We start from the raw sequence: 20,569 nt of genomic DNA, 5'->3' as shown, positions 1-20,569 counted from the left end.
CGGCACATGTTCCGCACAGCCAGGTCTTCCAGCACCACCGTTTGGTTTTCACGGATGATGCGGGTTGACAGCTTGTGCAGGAAGTCCTTGCGCCGGTCGGCGCCCTGCGCCTGAATGCGGGCGACTTTCAGCCGGGCCTTCTCGTAGTTGCGACTTCCCTTCTGCTTGCGGGCCAGATTGCGCTGCGCTTTCCCCAGCCGTTTCGCGTTGCGCTTGCGGAAACGCGGGTTGGGGATTTTCTCGCCGTCCGAGAGCGCGGCAAACGAATCCACTCCCATGTCGACGCCGATTCGCGTGTCGGTCCTGGGTATCGGCTTGACGTGTTCCTCCACGAGGATGCCCACATGCCAGCGTCCCGCCGCGTCCAAGGATATGGTGACGCTGGAGGGAACGGCTTTCACGGGAAGCGTCCTTGACCAGATGACACGCAACGGTTCCTTCATTTTCGCCAGCTTGAGATGACGCTTGCAGCCGTCCCATGTGAAAGCGTAGCGGGTGAAGGTGGCCGAACCGCCATGCGCCTTGCGTTTGAACGCGGGGAAGTCCCCCGTGTGGTTGAAAAAGTTCGAGTACGCGGTTTGCAAATGACGTAGCGCCTGCTGCAATGGTACGCAGGACACGTCGTTGAGGAACGCCAGCCCTTCGCTTTTCTTCCACCCGGTCAGCGCCTTGCCGGTATCCCGGTAGGACACGTTGCGTTGTTCGCGGGTCCACGTTTCGCTACGCAACGCTAACGCCTTGTTGTAGACAAGCCGGACGCACCCCAATGTGCGCCGTAGCAGGTTCTCCTGTCCCGGCGTGGGGTAGAAACGGAACCTGTAGGCCCGTTGTGTCCGACTCGTTTCCATGTTTGTTATTACACCGCCATAGAATAACAAACATGAACTCGGCTAACTCCCGCCTACAGAGACGGGAGCCTGCGCCGAGAAACAAAGATCAGGAATCGGATCGAGATGGTCCAAAACGGAAGCGATGTTCACATTCATCAGCTCATTATTGGTCTGATAACGAGCTACTCCGGTGCTCACTTCCACTACTATGAATTGCTGCACACCAATGCAGCCGCCTCTTACGCATCCTGCAGGAAGAAACTAATAGAGCAGGTTTCCGTCATGTACGCCAATTGGTTTGCCTAGAGTATCGCCATGACGCGCAGCGAAAAGCTCAGCGGCTCGGTCAAGTTCCTTTCGGGTTTTCATTGTTGAGAACCTCCTTGAAAACGTCAAGGATGTGTTCTATTACGAAGCATCAGCCTCCGCTGCATTCTTCATCCTATCCATTACGGATTAAAGGATGTGGTGAAGAAAGGAGAAGACCTCGAATCGTTGTTTGTTCAACGATTTGAGGTCTTTTTGCTCAGGTGCCCCCGGTGGGACTCGAACCCACACTGTACAGATTTTGAGGCTGTCTCCTCTACCAATTGGGATACAGGGGCGTTGTCTGGACAACATGTGCGAATATAGCACACAGAATTTCATTTGCCAACCAGCTTCGGCGCGTCGCGCTCCATGAACAGTCGACACGCCGAACGCAATAGCCTTGATGCTCACATGCGCACCACGCGACGATGATGCATGATCAGCGTGTCGCAGTCCAAGCAAATATCCTCTTCATCATCCACACGCAATGAAGCACTTGAATGCACGACTTCGTCCTTGTCGTTGACGGAGCGCACCACATGGGCTGGCACACCGGCCACCGTCGAATATGGTGGCACATCATGCAATACCACAGCCTCGGCCGCCACACGTGAATGGTTGCCTATGGTGACAGGCCCCAACACGGAAGCGTTGCAGCCTACGAGCACATGGTCACCCAGTGTGGGATGCCGTTTGCCGCGGTCCTTGCCCGTACCTCCCAACGTCACGCCGTGGTAAATCAGGCAATCATTACCCACTTGGGCTGTTTCTCCAATGACAATGCCCATGCCGTGGTCAATGACAAACCGGCGTCCGATTGTGGCACCTGGATGGATTTCAATGCCTGTCATATGCCGGGCGATTTGCGAGTTCAATCGAGCGAGGAAACGCAGGTGGTGGCGCCACAGCCAGTTGCTGACACGATGCATGATGACGGCGTGCACGCCTGGATAGAGCAACAGCACTTCCAGTTTGGTGCGCGCTGCAGGGTCTCGTTTCTGATATGCGCCGAGCAAATCGGACAATCCTCTGGCGCCCTGTGTCACAACGCTGATGGCGGCGCCTAACGGATCATTACTGTTCACATGCATGTTGCCGTTCTTCACCGTCCCAAGAATAGTGTGTTTGTATCGAAAACGAAAATCATCCCATCCGCGAATACCGTCGTGGATGGGATGATATGGATGCGAATCAGCGTTCAGCGCTCTTTACGCAAACAGTGGTGTGGACAGGTAGCGGTCACCCGAATCCGGTAACAACACGACGATGGTTTTGCCCTTGGCTTCTGGACGCTTGGCAATCTGGATGGCAGCCCACATGGCGGCGCCGGACGAGATGCCGACGAGCACGCCTTCATCACGGCCGATCAGGCGTCCTGTCTCATAGGCGTCCTCATCCTTGACACGGATGATTTCGTTGTAAATGGATGTGTCGAGGATATCTGGCACAAATCCTGCACCAATGCCTTGGATGCCGTGCTTGCCGGCGTGACCCTCGCTCAACACGGGTGACGTTTCAGGTTCAACCGCCACAATCGCGATGTCGGGGTTGTGTTCTTTCAAATACGTGCCAACACCAGTAATCGTGCCGCCCGTGCCTACGCCGGCGACGAAGTAGTCGACGTGGCCGTCGGTGTCGCGCCAAATTTCAGGACCCGTAGTGCTCTGATGCGCCTGCACATTGGCCTGGTTGACAAACTGGCCCGCAATGATGCTTCCCGCGGTCGCCTCATGCAATTCCTCGGCTTTGGCCAATGCACCCTTCATGCCTTCCGCGCCTGGTGTCAATACGAGCTCAGCACCGTAGGCTTTCATCAGACGGCGACGTTCCTCGCTCATGGTTTCCGGCATCACGATGATGACGTGGTATCCGCGTGACGTGCCAATGCTGGCCAAACCGATACCCGTATTTCCCGACGTAGCCTCGATGATTGTGCCGCCAGGCTTCAAGCTGCCGTCACGTTCAGCCGCGTCAATCATGGCGCGTGCCACGCGGTCTTTGACTGATCCCGCCGGATTGAAATATTCCAACTTGGCCAGAACGCGTGCGTCAAGATGCTCATCGCGCTCGATGTTGGTGACTTCAAACAGTGGTGTGTTGCCTACGAGCTCGTCTACGGAAGTGATGATCGTCATAAGAATGTTCCTTGTCTATTGGTTCGTATGATATTGCGTATTCGCCGAACCAATTGGTCCGGCAAGGTCAACGACGACATCGGCGCGAGAATGTCATCCAGGCTCCTTCCTCAGGACAGTGCATGTGTTGATATTGCATCCAAACATACCGGATGGCCGAATCTTCCCGACACGCCGCATGCTTGGCCATTGGCGAATTTCGTACCAACCAATACCACCATACGATATGGCGTTACGCAACAGTTGGATGCCACACGTAGCTCGCATACGCAAAAAGCGGCCTGCCGCAATAGTTTCGGCAAGCCGCTTCTTTACGTTGCATGTCATGCGTTCATGGCTGCAAGTGGTTCCACATCATGGACGCATCATCATAGTCGGCAATCAGTCGCAAGCGCCAACGGTGTGCACGTAGATCGAATCCGTGCGACCCGGCTGATGCTCGCCCTGCGCGGAGCTGAGCACCACGATCTTGTCGCCGTTGTCGACCTTGCCAGCGTCACGCAGGATCTTGTCGGTGAAGACCATGAGGTCCTTACGCGACATGTCGTGGTAATCCTCGCCCAGCAGCAGACCTTCAGTACCCCAGCTCAAAGCCAGCCAGTGGTAGGTATGCTCATTGGTGGTCAGACCATAAATCGGTGTGGCTGGACGTTCACGCGACACGCGATGCACGGTGGAACCCGTCTGCGTGTAGGCCACGATGGCCTTGGCGTTGAGCTTCTCAGCCAGATCCACAGCGGCGGACGACACGGCGCCCGTGCTGGACATGTCGAGGTTCTTGAGCTCAGGAATACGGTCGAAACCATGCTCGGTGGCATAGCCCGAGATACGCGACATCGTCTTGACTGCATCGGTCGGGTAATCGCCGACAGCCGTCTCGTTCGAGGTCATCGTCGCGTCGGTGCCGTCAAGCACAGCGTTGGCGCAGTCGGATGCTTCTGCACGGGTCGGGACCGGGGAATGCACCATCGAGCCGAGCACTTCGGTAGCCACGATGACGGGCTTGGCGTACTGGCGCGAGTATTCGATGCAGCGCTTGGTGACGAGCGGCACCTCTTCGAACGGCATTTCAACTGCCATATCGCCACGGGCGACCATGATGCCGTCGAACGTCTTGACGATGTCTTCAAGATTTTCCACAGCCTGCGGCTTCTCGATCTTGGCGACGATCGGGATACGACGGCCTTCCTCGTCCATGATCTCATGGGCACGATCGATGTCGGATGCGAAACGCACGAACGACATGGCGATGATATCGGCACCGGTCCGGATGGCCCAACGCAAATCGGACTCGTCCTTCTCGGTCAGAGCCGGCAGCGACACAGCGACGCCAGGCAGGTTGATGCCCTTGTGGCTTGAGACGGGGCCAGCAACAATGACCTTCGTGTAGACGTTGTTGCCTTCGACCTTCGTGACTTCAAGACGCACCTTGCCGTCATCGATGAGAATCGGGTCGCCGACATGGCAATCGCCCGGCAGACCCTTGAACGTACATGACGTGATATGCTCGTCGCCCTCAACGTCATCAGTGGTGATGATGAACTCCTGGCCCTTCGTGAGCTGGACCTTGTCTTCACCTTCGGCGTTCTTCTTGAACCAACCGCAGCGAATCTTCGGGCCCTGCAAATCGACGAGCACCGCCACATTGCGGCCCGTCTCTTCGGAAGCCTTGCGCACATTGTTGTAAACGCGCAGATGGTCTTCAGGTGTGCCGTGGGAGCGGTTCAAACGAGCCACATCCATACCGGCTTCAACAAGCTTCTTCAGGTTCTCGTATTCTTCGGTAGCTGGACCGATGGTATCTACGATCTTTGCTTTGCGCATGCGTTCTGCCTGTCCTTTTCTATGATGTCATACCGCACCCTGTGATGCGGTAGCCACTGACCACCATAGCGCAAGAGCAACTCGACATCTAGTTCAGCGCTCGCGTGTTGTTAGCGTTAACATAGGCTCTTTTCCGCCAAACTTCAGCATCTAAACCATACCTCCATCCGGCGCTATTCCAACGATTGCCCATGGTTGCGCAGATACGGACAACGCTTTGAGTAAACGTTTTCAAAACGTTGCCTCAAAGCGTTGGAAAACCTTTGGAACATGCACCGATTCGGCACACTCGACCTATTGTTTCTCGCTGGGCTCAGCCACCTCAACATTCTTGGTCTCGTCAAGCTTGGGCGCATCAGGTTGGCGCATACGGATCACACTGGCCAACGCCGCTCCACCAATGGCCGCAACAATGACCACCAGCGAAAGCCACGTGGGAATCTCCGGCACCCACGCCACTGGTTTGCCATCATTGATGAACGGCAACGAGTTGCCATGCAACGCTTCCATAATCAGTTTGACACCGATGAAGCCCAACACCACTGACAGGCCGGCCGGCAAATACACAAGTTTGTCAAGCAAGGACCCCAGCAAGAAATACAGTTGCTGCAAGCCAAGCAACGCAAAGATGTTCGACGTGAACACAATGAACGGGTCCTTCGTCAATCCGAAAATCGCCGGGATGGAATCAAACGCGAACATCAAGTCCGTGGTGCCGATGGTGACAAACACAATGAGCATCGGTGTAAAGAACTTCACACCATCATGGGTGACGCGCAAATGGCGCCCATCATAGTCGTTCGTCACATGCGTCACCTTGCGCAGCATGCGGATCAGCACGTTTTCATGAAACTCCTCATCCTCATCCTCACCGCGCGCCACTTTGATGGCCGTGTAAATCAAAAATGCGCCAAACAGGAAGAACACCCACGTGAAGCGCTCCACAATCGCAGCTCCGATCAGAATGAAGATGCCGCGCAATACCAGCGCGATTGTAATGCCGATGGACAGCACGTATTTTTGCAAATTCTTGGGAACCGCGAAGTTCGCCATGATGATGACGAACACGAACAAGTTGTCGATGCTCAGCGAATACTCGGTCAACCAACCCGACAGGAATTCGATGGACGGTTTGGCTCCTGCGAAAAACCACATGAGTCCGGCGAATACCAATGCCATGACCACAAAAAATACGATATGCTGCACGCATTCCTTCGTGGTGGGTACATGGGGACGACGACCAATCACAAACAAGTCAACAATGAAAAATACCGCCAGCACAGCGTACGTAACAACCATGAAGACCATAGGGGTTTCAGACATACGCTTTAGCATACGAAAGCGATGTGACGGCTGTCCCCCAGCGGTTCATGGCTTGGGACAACCGTTACATCATGGCCGACAAGTATCAGTACCCGTTACTTTTGCGCATCGGTCATCGCACGCAGTTCCTTCTTCAAATCACGGATTTCATCACGCAACCGCGCAGCCAACTCGAACTGCAGCTGTTCTGCCGCCGTATGCATCTGGTCCGACAGCTGTCGGATCAACGACGCCAAATCCTGGGCTGGCAATCCGGCCTTGAGCAGTTCTTCATGGCGGCGCTGTGCCTCATCGGCATCCGTGAGCGGCACTCCCAAATGCGAGTTGCCGGCCTTGTTGGCATTGCGGTATCCACCCTCCAACAGTTCTTGCGTATCGACATCCTCTTTGGCGAGCATGTCATTGACATCGGAAATCTTCTTGATCAACGGTTGCGGATCAATGCCATGCTCGTCGTTGTACTTCATCTGGATCTCACGACGGCGGTTGGTCTCCGTAATCGCCTTGTCCATCGCATCAGTGATGTCATCGGCATACATGATGACCGTGCCCGATACGTTACGTGCTGCACGTCCGATGGTCTGAATGAGCGAGCGATAGGAACGCAGAAATCCTTCTTTGTCGGCGTCCAAAATGGCCACCAACGAAACTTCGGGAAGATCCAAACCCTCACGCAACAAATTGATGCCCACAATCACATCGATCTTGCCTTCACGCAGCTCACGCAACAATTCCACGCGACGCAACGTATCCACATCGGAATGCAGATACTCGACCTTGATGCCACGTTCGAGCAGGTAATCAGTGAGATCCTCAGCCATTTTCTTCGTCAACGTCGTGACCAGAGCGCGCTCCCCCTTGGCCACACGGTCCTTGATTTCGGCGAGCAGATCATCAATCTGCCCCTCCACAGGACGCACGTCGATGCGCGGATCGACCAGACCCGTAGGACGGATGATCTGTTCGACAACCCCGTCCGACAACCCCAACTCATACTCGCCGGGAGTGGCCGACAGATACACGGTCTGGCCGACGCGGTCCAAAAACTCGGGCCATTTGAGCGGACGGTTGTCCATGGCAGACGGCAAACGGAACCCATGCTCCACGAGCGTGCGCTTACGCGACGCATCGCCCTCATACATGGCTCCAATCTGCGGAACCGTAACATGCGACTCGTCAATGACGAGCAGAAAATCGTCAGGGAAGAAATCCAGCAACGTATGCGGCGGCGTACCAGGGGCACGGCCGTCAAAATGACGCGAATAATTCTCCACGCCCGAGCACACGCCCACTTGCGAAAGCATTTCCAGATCGTAAGTCGTGCGCATGCTCAGCCGCTGCGCCTCAAGTTCCTTGCCTTGCTGATGCAACTGGGCGACGCGCTCATCAAGCTCCTGCTGAATCGACGTCAGCGCACGTTGCATACGCTCGGGACCGGCTACATAATGCGACGCCGGGAAAATATGCACGGATTCCTGCTCGCCGATCACATCGCCCGTCAACGGATGCAGCATGGTGATGCGGTCAATCTCATCGCCGAAGAACTCGATGCGCACAGCCAGTTCCTCATACACGGGAATGATTTCCACAGTGTCGCCGCGCACACGGAACGTGCCACGCGTGAACGCGATGTCATTGCGCTTGTACTGCATGTCAACGAACGTACGCAACAATTGGTCACGCTCGATTTGCTGGCCAACTTTGAGCAGCAACATGCGGCCCGCATACTCTTCAGGCGTGCCCAAACCATAAATGCACGAGACGGTGGCCACCACCACGCAGTCGCGGCGCGTCAGCAGATTTGCTGTAGCCGCATGGCGCAAACGTTCCACGTCGTCATTGATGTTCGAGTCTTTTTCAATATAGGTGTCGGTTTGCGGAATATAGGCTTCCGGCTGGTAGTAATCGTAGTAGCTGACGAAATAGCTCACGGCGTTGTCGGGCATGAGCTCACGAAACTCGGCACACAGCTGTGCCGCCAATGTCTTGTTTGGCTCAATGATCAACGTCGGACGTTGCAAACGTTCAACCAGCCATGCTGTCGTCGCCGTTTTACCCGTACCAGTGGCACCCATGAGCACCACATCGTTCTCACCGTTCTCGATGCGTGTCGCCAGTTCCTCAATGGCCTGCGGCTGGTCACCTGAAGGCTGGTATGGCGATTTGACCACAAACGGTTTGTTGACGCGTTCAATCTCAAATCCCATGGATCACAACCTTTCTGATGGTGCATGCGTCGCCGCCATCGGCACATGCCATGAACGCAAGAGCTGATCGACCTGACAATCCATGTCTGGTATGGCAGCATTACCGTCAATGACAGCGTCGGCCAACTGTTCACGCTGCTCGCTTGTAGCTTGGTTGACGATACGCGCCAATGCTTGTTCACGGCTCATAGCGCGTGTACGCATCATACGTTGCACCCGCGTCGACACAGGTGCTTCCACAGTCATCACATGGTCGAACGTCACGGGCAAATGCTCATGCACATCAGCATATAAAGGAATGTCATGCACGATGACGGCATTGGGATTGACGGCCAGCACATGACGTTCAGCCTCGGCAGCCAACTGGTCAATCAGCGGATGCATAATCGCATTCAAATCCGCCAACGCCGTATTGTCCCCTTGCGCGCCCCCAAATACGCGCGCCGCCAGCGCCGCACGATCAACGCGACCGTCCGCATCAATGACGTCAGGGCCGAACCGTTGCTCCAGCAACATGATGGCCGGCGAACCTGGCTCTTGCAATATGTGCGTCAACTCATCGTAATCAATGACCGCAATGCCGCACTCGCGCAAATGCTGCGACACCGTACTTTTACCGGCTGCAATACCACCGGTCAACGCAATCCTGATCATGCATACCAGACTAGCCGCGCACAACAACCTGTGTGACGCCATCAGCGGCAGGCATGAGGGGACGTGCTGATCATGCCTGCCGCCAGCATGCTGCAAGCCTGCCGACCGCTGGCCTATGTGGCAACGCCTGTGCACATTGCATCACCACGCTTGCGTATGGTAATGCTCCACACACCAAACTTTCTGCCCGGTTTGTGGTACACGCAGCTTCCTTGTATGCAGCGTATGCTGTGCAAAGAACCATGGCCAAAACTTCGGGGTGAATTCCTGTTGTGATTGTGGATCCCAGTAACTGACGTGCCGGTAATACCGCCATGTCATACAGCTAAGTCCCACAATCGCAATGGCCAGGCACAGCGCAAACACCCACCAGCGGCCGGTTTGGATGGCACAGATCAATCCGCAAATCCATAGCGCTTCCATGAGCACACTCATGATGATCAATGCTATGGCAAAACGTTTCCATGAGGTTCTGTTATTCATCGTATTCGCCATGTCGGTTCGTGTGGAGAGCGTCAGCCGACCATGCAGTTGCACATCGGCATGCAGCTGGCGAATCGCCGCGAGTTTGCGTTCACGGTCCTCGATTTCCCTCTGCAACGTCTGCTGCTGGTCCCCCAACACATCCATGAGCATGCGCATCTGGTATGGGCTTTCCATGATTGTGCGGATCGCAGCCAATGACATACCCGTGGCTTTGAGCATCAAGATGTACTCGAGCTTGAGCACATCGTCATCAGTGTAGTTGCGTCGGCCTGATGTTGAATCTCCGCTGGGTTCCAGCAACCCTTGCCGATCATAATATTGCACTGTGCGCACGCTGACCCCGCAATGCTCGGCAATTTGTCCTGTGGAATAGGTTGGTGCCGATGCTGGTGTAGACATGGCATGCCTCCTTTCACCCCGCACTATGCCTGATGACGCTGCGTCACCAGCAAGTTCACGGCGTGTCGGCTACAGAGTTCACCGCCTGGTTTGCTGTGCGCCCTGGTCGGGCTCATCATGGGTGGCATGCCGCAGCCCATTGTTACGTAGCGGCACTTGGATATGCGTGGCCGAACCCAGTGCATCATGGACGATCCGATGGCATCGTGCGCCAGCAATCCGCACCATTCATGTGCAAGGCTTCGAACTCATATCAAGGAAGATCGTATGCACACCATGCTCGGCAAGCACATGTACAAGGTCATCGGTGCAGAGGTACAAAGTAGCCGCATTGGTGCAGGGGTGAACACCGATGAGTCGATGCTGGAATGACTGGTCAATCACGACATCGGTACGATGGTCCGTATCGGCCAATGTGCCCAATGGGGTGACCGCGCCCGGTTCAAGCCCCAATACCTCTTGCAATTCCTGCGGTTTGGCGAAACTCAAACGCGCACTGTGCAAAGCAGTCCGCAAACATTTGAGGTCCACATGGGTTCCGGCATGGGCCACCACAAGAAAGTAGTGCGCTTTGGCACCATCCTTGAGAAACAGGTTCACCGCTTGGGCCTCTGGGTATGGCAGTGCCAATGATTGTGCCGCCCGGGCAGTGGTCACGGGCGCATGCGCAATGATTTCATGGACGATATGGCGTTGATTGAGCATCGTCACGATGCAATCGCATGCCAATGCAGATCCTGCCAATGGGTTCGCGTGCGTCTCGATCATCTTTCTCTCTCAGGTGCTCTTCGTATTAGGCGTTACAGTATCGCGTGCCACATGAGAACACCGTGTACAACAATGGGTCCGCATTGCGCTCAATGGCGTGATGCGGACCCATAGTCGGGGCATGGCCCCTAGGCACTCAACTTCTTAAGCGAGTTCACTTCTTTTCGCTGAGCAGCTGCTCGCGCAGGGCGGCCAGCTGGTCGGAATCAGCGAGCGTGCCATTGGAGGTGTTGTCGGAGGAGTAGTTGGAGGTCTCCTCTTCGGGCTCTTCCTTGGCAGCTTCGGTGTTCTGGCCATCCTCGGCAGCCGAAGCTTCGGCGTTTTCGAGTTCCTTGGCCACGAACTCCTTGTGCTGTTCCCACAGATCGTGAGCGGCGGCGTACTGCGACTCCCACTCCTCACGCTGCTTTTCGTAACCGGCGATCCACTCGTTGGTGTTCGGATCGAAGCCTTCCGGATACTTGTAGTTGCCCTCTTCGTCGTACTCTGCCGGCATGCCGTACAGAGCTGGATCGAAGTCTTCGGAAGCCGGATCAACAGAATCGTTGGCCTGCTTGAGCGACAGCGAGATACGGCGACGATCGAGATCGACGTCGATGACCTTGACGAAGACTTCTTCGCCCGGCTTGACGACGGTCTCCGGGTTCTCGACGTGGCGGTTGGCCAGCTCGGAGATGTGCACGAGGCCTTCGATGCCGTCTTCGACGGAAATGAAGACACCGAACTGCACTATCTTCGTGACCTTGCCGCGCACAATCTGGCCAGGAACATGCGTGCGAGCGAAACGCTGCCACGGATCTTCCTGCGTAGCCTTGAGCGACAGCGAGATGCGTTCGCGATCGAGATCGACGTCGAGCACCTCAACGGTGACCTTGTCGCCAACCTTGACAACCTCTGACGGGTGGTCAATGTGCTTCCAGGACAGCTCGGACACGTGGATCAGGCCGTCAACACCACCGAGATCGACGAATGCGCCGAAGTTGACGATGGAGGACACGACACCTTCACGAATCTGGCCCTTCTTGAGCTGCGACAGGAAGGTCTCACGGACCTCGGACTGCGTTTCCTCAAGGTACTGGCGGCGCGACAGCACCACATTGTTGCGGTTCTTGTCGAGCTCAAGGATCTTGGCCTTGATCTTCTGGCCGATGTACGGCGACAGGTCGCGCACACGACGCATCTCAACAAGGGAAGCCGGCAGGAAGCCACGCAGACCGATGTCGACGATGAGGCCGCCCTTGACAGCCTCGATGACGGTGCCTTCGACCACGCCATCGTCTTCCTTGATCTTCTCGATGTCGCCCCAGGCGCGCTCGTACTGTGCACGCTTCTTGGACAGGATCAGACGACCTTCCTTGTCTTCCTTGGTCACGACAAGGGCCTCGATGGTGTCGCCAACTTCGACGACCTCATCGGGATCAACGTCCTTCTTGATGGAAAGCTCGCGGGAGGGAATGACACCCTCAGTCTTGTAGCCGATGTCGAGCAGCACTTCGTCGTGGTCGACCTTGACGACCTGACCCTCAACCAAATCACCATCATCGAAGTTCTTGATGGTGGAATCGACTGCCTTGATGAAGTCTTCGACGGTGCCAATATCGTTGATGGCGACCTTTTCGACTCCGTTATTGTTCTCTGCCATGTAATGTGGTTTCTTGCAATTATGTAAATGGATAGTATCGATATTCAGTTATGGGCGCATGCGTGAAGCATGCACATACAGTCATTCATAGTACTGGCAGCACTGCCCTAACACCATGTCAAAATTTCGGGCGTGTCGCAATCTATGCCAAAGCCCGCTCGGCGGCAGTAACCACGTTGTCGAGTAACATGACCCTGGTCATCGGACCCACCCCTCCCGGGTTGGGCGTATACGCATACGCTTTGGCGTGGCAGGCCGGATCGATATCACCATGTACGCGGTAGCGCGACTCTTGCTCATCCCACACACGCGACACTCCTACATCCACGAGCACGGCACCGTCCTTGACGTCATCGGGTTGCACATATCCGGCTTGTCCGCATGCCGCCACAATCACATCGGCCCGGCGCATATGCGCATGCACATCCGTAGTGCCTGTATGACACAATGTGACCGTGGCGTCCACGCCGCGCGCACTCATCATCAGGCCAATTGTGCGGCCTATTGTGATGCCACGGCCCAAGACACACACTTCCTTGCCGGCCAATTCGATGCCATAGGCACTGAGCAGCTTCAACACACCTGCCGGCGTGCATGGCTGCGGCGTATCAACCGCCCCATCGACATGTAGCACAAGTTCGCCAAGATTGTACGGATGCAATCCGTCGGCGTCCTTGGCCGGATCAATGCGGTCAAGGATCGCATTGGCATCCATATGCCGCGGCAATGGCAGCTGCACAATGTATCCCGTGCAGGAAGGGTCGGCGTTGAGTTCGTCGATGACCTGCATCACATCGTCTTGGCTGCTGTCGGCAGGCAACTCACGGCGGATTGAGGCAATACCGACCTCCTGACAATCACGATGCTTGCCGGCCACATATTTGCGCGAACCCGCGTCCTCGCCGACCAATACCGTGGCCAAGCCCGGCGTCACCCCTTGCGCGCGCAATGCCGCCACACGTTCAGTGAGCTGCTGCTTGAGCTGGGAGGATAGCGATTTGCCGTCGAGTATGATTGCCATCGTATGCCTTTCATCGTGGTGCAATGTGGTGCAATGTGGTGCATAGTGTACGCGCCATATCGTGCATGGCGCACGCCGATGCCCATGGCGTGGCTTCGGCGTGGCTTCAAGGACACCCCCGGTCCCGCGCATGATGGCATTGTTCCCATATTGGTTGCCATTGGCATACGGTGGCTCACCGAGGAGGCTTGTTCGCATCATGTATCACCAGACGGATCGATTCAACACGAGCAATACGCGTCCCAACATGAGCCGATTGACGCAAACGCCCCATCACATACCACGCGTCTTGGTGGTGCGGTGTCTAATTGCCTTCATGGCCATGGCCATGATGCTGGCAGGATGCGCGGGCACAAGCAACCCCTCCCCCAATCCAGGCACAGCAACACCTGAGGCCAAAGGTCCGGTGAGCATTGTCGCTTCCATCAACCAATGGGGTTCACTGGCCAGCCGCATTGGTGGCAATGATGTCACCGTCACCTCATTGGTGACAGCCTCCAGTACTGACGCCCATGATTTTGAACCCACGAGCAAGGATTTGGCCGCGTTGAGCAAAGCCGACATCGTGCTCGTCAATGGTGCCGGATACGACTCATGGGCTACTAAAGCCACGCGTGATGGCACCACGATTTCCGCAGCCGACATGGTTGGCGCCATACCAGGAGACAATCCGCATTTATGGTTCTCCAACGATGCACGCCAAGCCGTGGCCAAAGAACTGCATGACACGTTATGCCGTCTGCGTCCGGACGACAAGAAGGTGTTTGACACCGCATACCATGCGTGGCAAGACGACGAGGACAAGCTTGCCGACACGATGAAACAGTTCGCCAAGGATCACCCCGACCTCACGTATGCGGCCGTGGAGAACATCGCCGCCTATCTGCTCAGCGATTTGGGCATACGCAATCTCACGCCCAAAGGATTTGAACAGGCCGCCCAATCCGACAGCGAGCCATCGGCCTCCGATATCAAGGATTTTCAACAGCTCATTGACGACCATGGCATCGATTTGCTCGTCAACAATCCCCAGGAACACAGCGAAACAGCCAAACTCCTCGTTGAGGCGGCCAACCATGACCCCGACAACCCCGTTGCCGTGCTGGACGTGACCGAACAAATACCGGCAGACGAACCGGACGTCACCGCATGGATCAGTTCACTGGTCAAACAAGTCGAGCGCTTGCTCAGCCCGGAGATTGAAGACTGCGAAGCGAGCGGCGAATCCAAGAACGACGATGGCGACACCGACGCCGCACGCCATTGTGGCGAGAAGGCCACGTCGGATGGCGATGCGCAATCCGACGAAGCAACGCCTTCAACGCCTGAGCAGAAATAAAAACCATATAAGCACCAACGTCCCGCACCAGCTGCAGCAAGCCACCCCCGCTAAATGGGAATGATTGTCAATACTGATTGCCATACTGACGTGACGTCGCGGCTTGCTACAACCCGCCGGATTGTTCAAGGCATGAATCAGCGCAGGAGAACCACATGACTGAACATCACCACACGACAGGCACCCCCACCCCACCGCCATGCATTGTCGCGCAGCATGCGAGCGTGAAGCACGGCAACCGGATCATATGGAGCCAAGGCGATTTCACGATTCCCACAGGCTCGGTCACCGCCATTGTCGGCACAAACGGCGCCGGCAAAACCACAATGCTCAATGCCGAGCTCGGCCTGATTCCACTTGCCAGTGGCACCCTGACCGTATTGGGCAAACCAGCCGGTGAAGCCAACGCGCAGATCGGGTATGTGCCACAAACCTATACGAATGAAATTGACTCAAGTTTGACGGCCTTGCAATCAGTGCTGCTGGGACTGACCGGATATCGGTTCGGATTCCATCCCATCTCACGCAAGCAACGTGCCAAAGCGATGGAAGCGCTCGAATATGTGGACATCGCCGACCATGCCAACCAACGGCTATCGCAACTGTCCGGCGGCATGCGCCAACGCGTCGCCATTGCGCAAGCCCTCGTGGGCAGTCCCAAACTGCTGATGCTGGATGAACCGCTGGCCAACCTCGACCTGCCCAGCCAGCACGCGACCGTGCACATCCTGGCCAAACTCAACCGCGAATTGGGCATGACAATTCAAATCGTGGCGCACGATCTGAACATGCTGCTGCCGATCTTGACGGGAGCCGTGTATCTGCTTGACGGACACCCCCATTACGCCAGCGTGCACGACGTGCTCGACGCCAAACTGCTCACGCATCTGTACGGCACGACCGTGCAGGTCATCCAAACACCCCAAGGCGACATGTTCGTCACGCCCGAAACCGATTTGCATTTCGGCGCCAAGCAGCCATTCACCGATGCCGACACACATACGGTCGGCGAGATCACAAGCTTGCATGAGCACAACGAAACCGGCTCGTCGCACGCCAATCACGGCACCACTCGAGCCGAACGTCCCGCCAATGGCCCCGACAATAATCCCGACAACAGTCCCGCACATGACGCGCACACACCAGCCGCGCACGCACAGGAGGAGCAGTGATGTCCGCTTTCACGTACGATCCTGAATGGCTCACCACACTCAACGCGTCATTCATGCACAACGCTTTTCTGGCCGGACTGTGCATCGCGCTGGCCGCCGGCATCGTCGGGTATTTCACGATTGCCCGTTCCTCCACGTTCGCTTCCCACGCGCTCGCCCATATCGCGTTGCCGGGAGCTACGGGAGCCGTGTTGATCGGCGTGCCCGTGGAGCTGGGATTGGGCGTGTTCGCACTCGGCGGCGCACTGATTATCGCCGCGCTCGGCAAGAAAGCGTCGCAACGAGAAATCGCCACCGGCAGCGTGCTCGCGTTCGCCACTGGTTTGGGCTTGTATTTCGCGCGCATGTCGTCCTCGGCATCCCAGCAGTTGCAGTCGATCCTGTTCGGTTCGATCCTGACAATCACCGACGGCCAGATCATCAGTTTCGCCGTTTTTGATGTGGTGCTCTTTGTGCTGATGGCCATTATTTATCGTCCATTGCTGTTCAGCTCGTTGGACGAGCAGGTGGCTCGCGCCAAAGGCGTGCCCACAGGATTGCTCAATGTGCTGTTTTTGGCCGTGTTGGCCGGTGTCATTACAATCGCTGTTCCCGCGGTGGGTACGTTGTTGATTTTCGCGCTTGTCATCACTCCGGCCGCGTCCGCCAATGTATTGACGAGCTCGCCGTTCAAGGCCATGGTCGTGTCAACGATCATCTGCCTGATTTCCATTTGGGGCGGTCTCGTACTATCCACGATGTTCCCCGCTCCCCCGAGCTTTGTGATTGTCACGATTTCGGTCGCGATCTGGGGCGTCACCAAGATCATCGAGTTCCGTCGCGCCTGACAAACGTTGCGCTACAGCAAGCCCCGCGTGATCGGGTTCTCCGATTACGCGGGGCTTGCGTTATCTATAGGCACGTTTTCTGCAGCTTTCCTGCAGTCCCCCGTGAGGGAAATCATGATTATTATTTCCGTGCAACCGTTCATCGCAATTCCACGAGACAATTCGCGATGGCCGCTATGCCCTCGCCTTTGCCCGTGAATCCCATGCCATCAGTGGTGGTGGCCGTCACGGTGACAGAACAGCCCATGATTGAGCTCAGTGCTTGCTGTGCCTCGCGACGACGTGCACTGAACTTCGGACGATTGCCGACAATGCATACGGACGCATTGATCGCATACGCGCCGTGGTCATCGAGATATGCCACGATTTCTTGCAGCATGGAGCGCCCCGTGCGACCCGCGCCTTGGGAGTCTGCACCGACGCCAAAATAGGATCCGATGTCACCCAAGTCTGCGGCACTCAGCAGCGCATCGATTAGCGCATGCACCACTACATCACCATCGGAATCCCCTTGGATTCCGGGCCCCGGCCATAACAAGCAGGCCAGATGCATGGGCTCAGCCGCACGCGGATCATCGGCGTCAATAAAACGGTGGGCGTCGAAACCGACGCCCACCCGAAGATCATGATTGTTGGTCACTTCTTCTTTTTGCCTTTGCCTTCAGCTTCCAGACGTGCCAACGTATCGGCGGCAGCCTCATCAGGAGCGAAGGAATGATGCCGGTCGTCGCCAGGAAGCGGCTCGGAGTAGCCAAGATTCACATCAAGCAGACGTTGGGCTTCGGTCTCCTCCAGCTTTTCCGACAATGCGATTTCACTCGTCAACACGCTGCGGGCTTTGGTCAGCATGCGCTTCTCGCCAGCGGACAAACCATGCTCATCCACATCACGCTGAGCCAAGTCACGCACCACTTCAGCGATTTTGTTGACGTCGCCCGTGGCAAGCTTCTCCACATTGAGCTTATAGCGACGCGACCAGTTCATTTCCTTCTCGATGATGGGGGTGCGCAAAATCTCGAAGACCTTAGCCACCTCATGAGCGTCAACAATGTCGCGCACGCCGACCTTTTTGGCGTTCTCCACCGGCACATTGATGACCAATCCGTCCGAGGAAAGTACGGAAAGCTGAAGATACTCCCTCGTCACACCTTTGACCGTACGCTCGGTAATAGCCTCTACTTTGGCCGCACCGTGGCGCGGATAGACGACCATATCGCCAACCTTATACCCCATGTATCCTCCGTGACATATATGACAAACCTTACGTATTATGCCAAAACGACTGGACTCACCAAAGCAATGCGGAGAATTAGCTGAGAAATCTCCGAAAATGCACCCCACACCCCCCGAACATGCGTATGCTAGTGGCATGACTACAACACATACTTCTCAGGCGAACACCCCCGTTCCGGTCAATGCGGACCAGCTCGATGCCGTCAGCAATGGCGCTTTCTACAATCCGCACGAAATCCTCGGGGCCCATATCAACAATGAGACCACTCCCGCCACGGTCACCATCCGAGTGCTACGCCCGCTCGCGAAAGACGTGACCATTGTGACCGAGGACGGCGAAACTCCGGCCTCCCATGAACACAATGGCGTGTTTGTTGCCGTAGTCCCGGCCAGCACTGGCGACAAAGGGGAAGCCACCGTGCCGGATTACCGTGTGCGCACCACGTATGACGACGGCACCGTCACGTTGGAAGACGAACCGTACCGCCACCTTCCCACCATCGGCGACATGGACCTGTATCTGTTCGGCGAGGGACGCCATGAGCGCCTTTGGGAGAAGATGGGCGCCCGCGTCATGCGTTTTGACGATCCGATGGGATCGCAAGACGGCACACCGAACGAACCGATTGTTGGCACGTCCTTTACCGTATGGGCACCCAACGCGCACGCCGTGCAGGTCGTTGGTGACTTCAACGGTTGGGATGGACGCCGCCACGCCATGCGCTCCCTGGGTTCTTCGGGTGTGTGGGAACTGTTTGTGCCAGGCGTTACTGCAGGCCAGATTTACAAGTTCAAGATTCTCAACGCATACAACCAGTGGGAACTCAAGGCCGACCCCATGGAGCGTTCGCATGAGATTCCGCCGCGCACCGGTTCCATTGTTGTCGAGTCGACACATGAATGGAACGACAACGATTGGATGACCAAGCGCGCGGCCAGTGACCCCCATCAAGGACCCGTGGCCATTTACGAAGTGAACGCCAATTCATGGCGCAAGGACGTGCATGACTACCAGGAACTGGCCGACAAGCTCATTCCGTATGTGCAGCAGATGGGCTTTACGCATATCGAGTTCATGCCGCTTGAGGAATACCCGTTCCTCGGATCATGGGGGTATCAGGTCACAGGCTACTACGGCGTGGATTCGCGTCTGGGCTCCCCTGACCAGTTCAAGTATCTTGTGGACAAAGCGCATGAAGCCGGCATCGGCATCATCATGGATTGGGTGCCCGCCCACTTCCCGAAGGACGCATTCGCATTGGGCCGTTTCGATGGCACCCCACTGTATGAAGATCCCGATCCGCTGCGTGGCGAGCATCCTGACTGGGGTACCTACATCTTCAACTTCGGACGTCGCGAAGTACGCAACTTCCTGGTGGCCAACGCGAACTTCTGGCTTTCGGAATACCACATTGACGGCCTGCGCGTGGATGCCGTCTCTTCGATGCTGTATCTCGATTACAGCCGCGAGAACGGCCAGTGGCGTCCCAACAAGTTTGGCGGCCGTGAAAACCTCGAAGCCATCGAGTTCATTCAGGAAGCCAACGCCACGGCATACAAGAACAATCCGGGCATCATGATGATCGCTGAAGAGTCGACGGCATATCCTGGTGTGACGGCGCCGACCAGCCAGGGCGGCTTGGGCTATGGTCTCAAGTGGAACATGGGTTGGATGCACGACACGCTTGAGTATCTCAAGGAGTCCCCAATCAACCGCCGCTGGCATCATGACGAGATCACCTTCTCGATGGTCTACGCGTTCTCCGAGCAATATGTGCTGCCGATCAGCCATGACGAGGTCGTGTATGGCAAGGGCTCGTTGTTCACCAAGATGCCAGGCGACGATTGGCAAAAGTTCGCCGGCGTACGTTCCCTGTTCGCTTATCAATGGGCGCATCCGGGCAAGAAGCTCACGTTCATGGGTAATGAAATCGCCCAGTTCGCCGAGTGGAACTATGATGCGCAGATTGAATGGGACAGCCTCAACTGGGACGACCATAAGGGCGTGCAGCGACTGGTTGCCGATCTCAATGCCATGTACACGGCCGATCCGGCGTTCTGGAGCCAGGATTTCACCCCTGATGGATTCCAGTGGCTGACAAGCGATGACCGTGATCACAATACGCTGAGCTTCATGCGTATTGGCAAGAATGGTGAGCAGGTTGTTGTTGTCATCAATTTCTCTGGCAGCGCATGGTCGGATTACCAGGTGGCGTTGCCCCAGGGTGGCCGTTGGAAGGAAATCCTGACGACCGATGATGCGAAATATGGTGGTTCTGACATCCATAACAACGATATTGTCGCCGACCAAGGTCCGTTCCATTCTCGTGACTTCTCAGCGAACATCACATTGCCAGCCTTGGGAGCAGTATTCTTGAAGCCAGAAAACTAAGGAAGGTC

Annotated in this window: 17 protein-coding genes and 1 tRNA gene; 4 read left to right on the top strand and 14 right to left on the bottom strand. The window is 56.2% G+C overall.

The window, feature by feature from the left end:
• From BGLCM_RS07350 to BGLCM_RS07290, 12 genes are all read right to left on the bottom strand, one after another.
• The coding region (locus BGLCM_RS07350; RefSeq protein WP_044085268.1) for an RNA-guided endonuclease InsQ/TnpB family protein at positions 1-848 on the bottom strand (848 nt) is incomplete at its 3' end.
• Between the two features lie 513 nt (positions 849-1,361).
• A tRNA-Leu gene (locus BGLCM_RS07340) sits at positions 1,362-1,435 on the bottom strand.
• 111 nt (positions 1,436-1,546) lie between these two features.
• Positions 1,547-2,245: a serine O-acetyltransferase EpsC gene (gene epsC / locus BGLCM_RS07335; protein ID WP_238548653.1), complete on the bottom strand. Its 699-nt coding sequence runs from the start codon at positions 2,243-2,245 to the stop codon at positions 1,547-1,549.
• Between the two features lie 102 nt (positions 2,246-2,347).
• On the bottom strand, positions 2,348-3,274 hold the full coding sequence (cysK, locus tag BGLCM_RS07330; protein WP_006295849.1) for a cysteine synthase A: 927 nt from the start codon (positions 3,272-3,274) through the stop codon (positions 2,348-2,350).
• A gap of 381 nt (positions 3,275-3,655) precedes the next feature.
• Complete coding sequence (gene pyk / locus BGLCM_RS07325) at positions 3,656-5,098, bottom strand: pyruvate kinase (protein ID WP_006295847.1); 1,443 nt, start codon at positions 5,096-5,098, stop codon at positions 3,656-3,658.
• Positions 5,099-5,392: 294 nt separating this feature from the next.
• Positions 5,393-6,421 (bottom strand): TerC family protein, encoded by a 1,029-nt coding sequence (locus BGLCM_RS07320; protein WP_044085266.1) that lies wholly within the window; start codon positions 6,419-6,421, stop codon positions 5,393-5,395.
• Between the two features lie 95 nt (positions 6,422-6,516).
• A complete protein-coding gene (gene uvrB, locus BGLCM_RS07315) occupies positions 6,517-8,628 on the bottom strand; it encodes an excinuclease ABC subunit UvrB (RefSeq protein ID WP_006295845.1) in 2,112 nt (703 codons plus the stop codon).
• 3 nt (positions 8,629-8,631) lie between these two features.
• Positions 8,632-9,282, bottom strand: coding sequence for a dephospho-CoA kinase (gene coaE / locus BGLCM_RS07310; RefSeq protein ID WP_006295844.1), 651 nt, complete (start codon positions 9,280-9,282; stop codon positions 8,632-8,634).
• A 141-nt stretch (positions 9,283-9,423) separates the two neighbouring features.
• The gene (locus BGLCM_RS07305) at positions 9,424-10,167 is read right to left on the bottom strand and encodes a MerR family transcriptional regulator (RefSeq protein WP_044085258.1); all 744 of its coding nucleotides are present in this window, start codon (positions 10,165-10,167) and stop codon (positions 9,424-9,426) included.
• 228 nt (positions 10,168-10,395) lie between these two features.
• The gene (locus BGLCM_RS07300; RefSeq protein WP_238548654.1) at positions 10,396-10,872 is read right to left on the bottom strand and encodes a YbaK/EbsC family protein; all 477 of its coding nucleotides are present in this window, start codon (positions 10,870-10,872) and stop codon (positions 10,396-10,398) included.
• A 217-nt stretch (positions 10,873-11,089) separates the two neighbouring features.
• Positions 11,090-12,577 (bottom strand): 30S ribosomal protein S1, encoded by a 1,488-nt coding sequence (gene rpsA, locus BGLCM_RS07295; protein WP_006295840.1) that lies wholly within the window; start codon positions 12,575-12,577, stop codon positions 11,090-11,092.
• A 142-nt stretch (positions 12,578-12,719) separates the two neighbouring features.
• Positions 12,720-13,598, bottom strand: a complete 879-nt coding sequence (locus tag BGLCM_RS07290) for a bifunctional methylenetetrahydrofolate dehydrogenase/methenyltetrahydrofolate cyclohydrolase (protein ID WP_006295839.1) — start codon at positions 13,596-13,598, stop codon at positions 12,720-12,722.
• Between the two features lie 316 nt (positions 13,599-13,914).
• Here BGLCM_RS07290 and BGLCM_RS07285 point away from each other — a divergent pair, with 316 nt between their 5' ends.
• The 3 genes from BGLCM_RS07285 (at position 13,915) to BGLCM_RS07275 (ending at position 16,936) form a co-directional block, all read left to right on the top strand.
• On the top strand, positions 13,915-14,937 hold the full coding sequence (locus BGLCM_RS07285; RefSeq protein ID WP_006295836.1) for a metal ABC transporter solute-binding protein, Zn/Mn family: 1,023 nt from the start codon (positions 13,915-13,917) through the stop codon (positions 14,935-14,937).
• A 155-nt stretch (positions 14,938-15,092) separates the two neighbouring features.
• Positions 15,093-16,109 carry an ABC transporter ATP-binding protein gene (locus BGLCM_RS07280; RefSeq protein ID WP_006295835.1) on the top strand — a complete coding sequence of 339 codons (1,017 nt, stop codon included), beginning with the start codon at positions 15,093-15,095 and terminating at the stop codon, positions 16,107-16,109.
• Complete coding sequence (locus BGLCM_RS07275) at positions 16,109-16,936, top strand: metal ABC transporter permease (RefSeq protein ID WP_006295834.1); 828 nt, start codon at positions 16,109-16,111, stop codon at positions 16,934-16,936. The genes BGLCM_RS07280 and BGLCM_RS07275 overlap by 1 nt, the downstream gene beginning before the upstream one ends.
• 139 nt (positions 16,937-17,075) lie before the next feature.
• Here BGLCM_RS07275 and ispF read toward each other — a convergent pair whose 3' ends face one another.
• Together ispF and BGLCM_RS07265 are read right to left on the bottom strand one after the other, a co-directional pair.
• Positions 17,076-17,576, bottom strand: a complete 501-nt coding sequence (gene ispF / locus BGLCM_RS07270; protein WP_006295833.1) for a 2-C-methyl-D-erythritol 2,4-cyclodiphosphate synthase — start codon at positions 17,574-17,576, stop codon at positions 17,076-17,078.
• Positions 17,573-18,169 carry a CarD family transcriptional regulator gene (locus BGLCM_RS07265; RefSeq protein WP_006295832.1) on the bottom strand — a complete coding sequence of 199 codons (597 nt, stop codon included), beginning with the start codon at positions 18,167-18,169 and terminating at the stop codon, positions 17,573-17,575. The genes ispF and BGLCM_RS07265 overlap by 4 nt, the downstream gene beginning before the upstream one ends.
• Positions 18,170-18,305: 136 nt before the next feature.
• Here BGLCM_RS07265 and glgB point away from each other — a divergent pair, with 136 nt between their 5' ends.
• Positions 18,306-20,561 (top strand): 1,4-alpha-glucan branching protein GlgB, encoded by a 2,256-nt coding sequence (gene glgB, locus BGLCM_RS07260; protein WP_006295831.1) that lies wholly within the window; start codon positions 18,306-18,308, stop codon positions 20,559-20,561.
• The last annotated feature ends 8 nt before the right edge of the window (positions 20,562-20,569 follow it).

The organism is Bifidobacterium gallicum DSM 20093 = LMG 11596 (genome assembly GCF_000741205.1).
Lineage (GTDB): Bacteria > Actinomycetota > Actinomycetes > Actinomycetales > Bifidobacteriaceae > Bifidobacterium > Bifidobacterium gallicum.
This window is presented reverse-complemented; position numbering and strand designations above follow the sequence as displayed.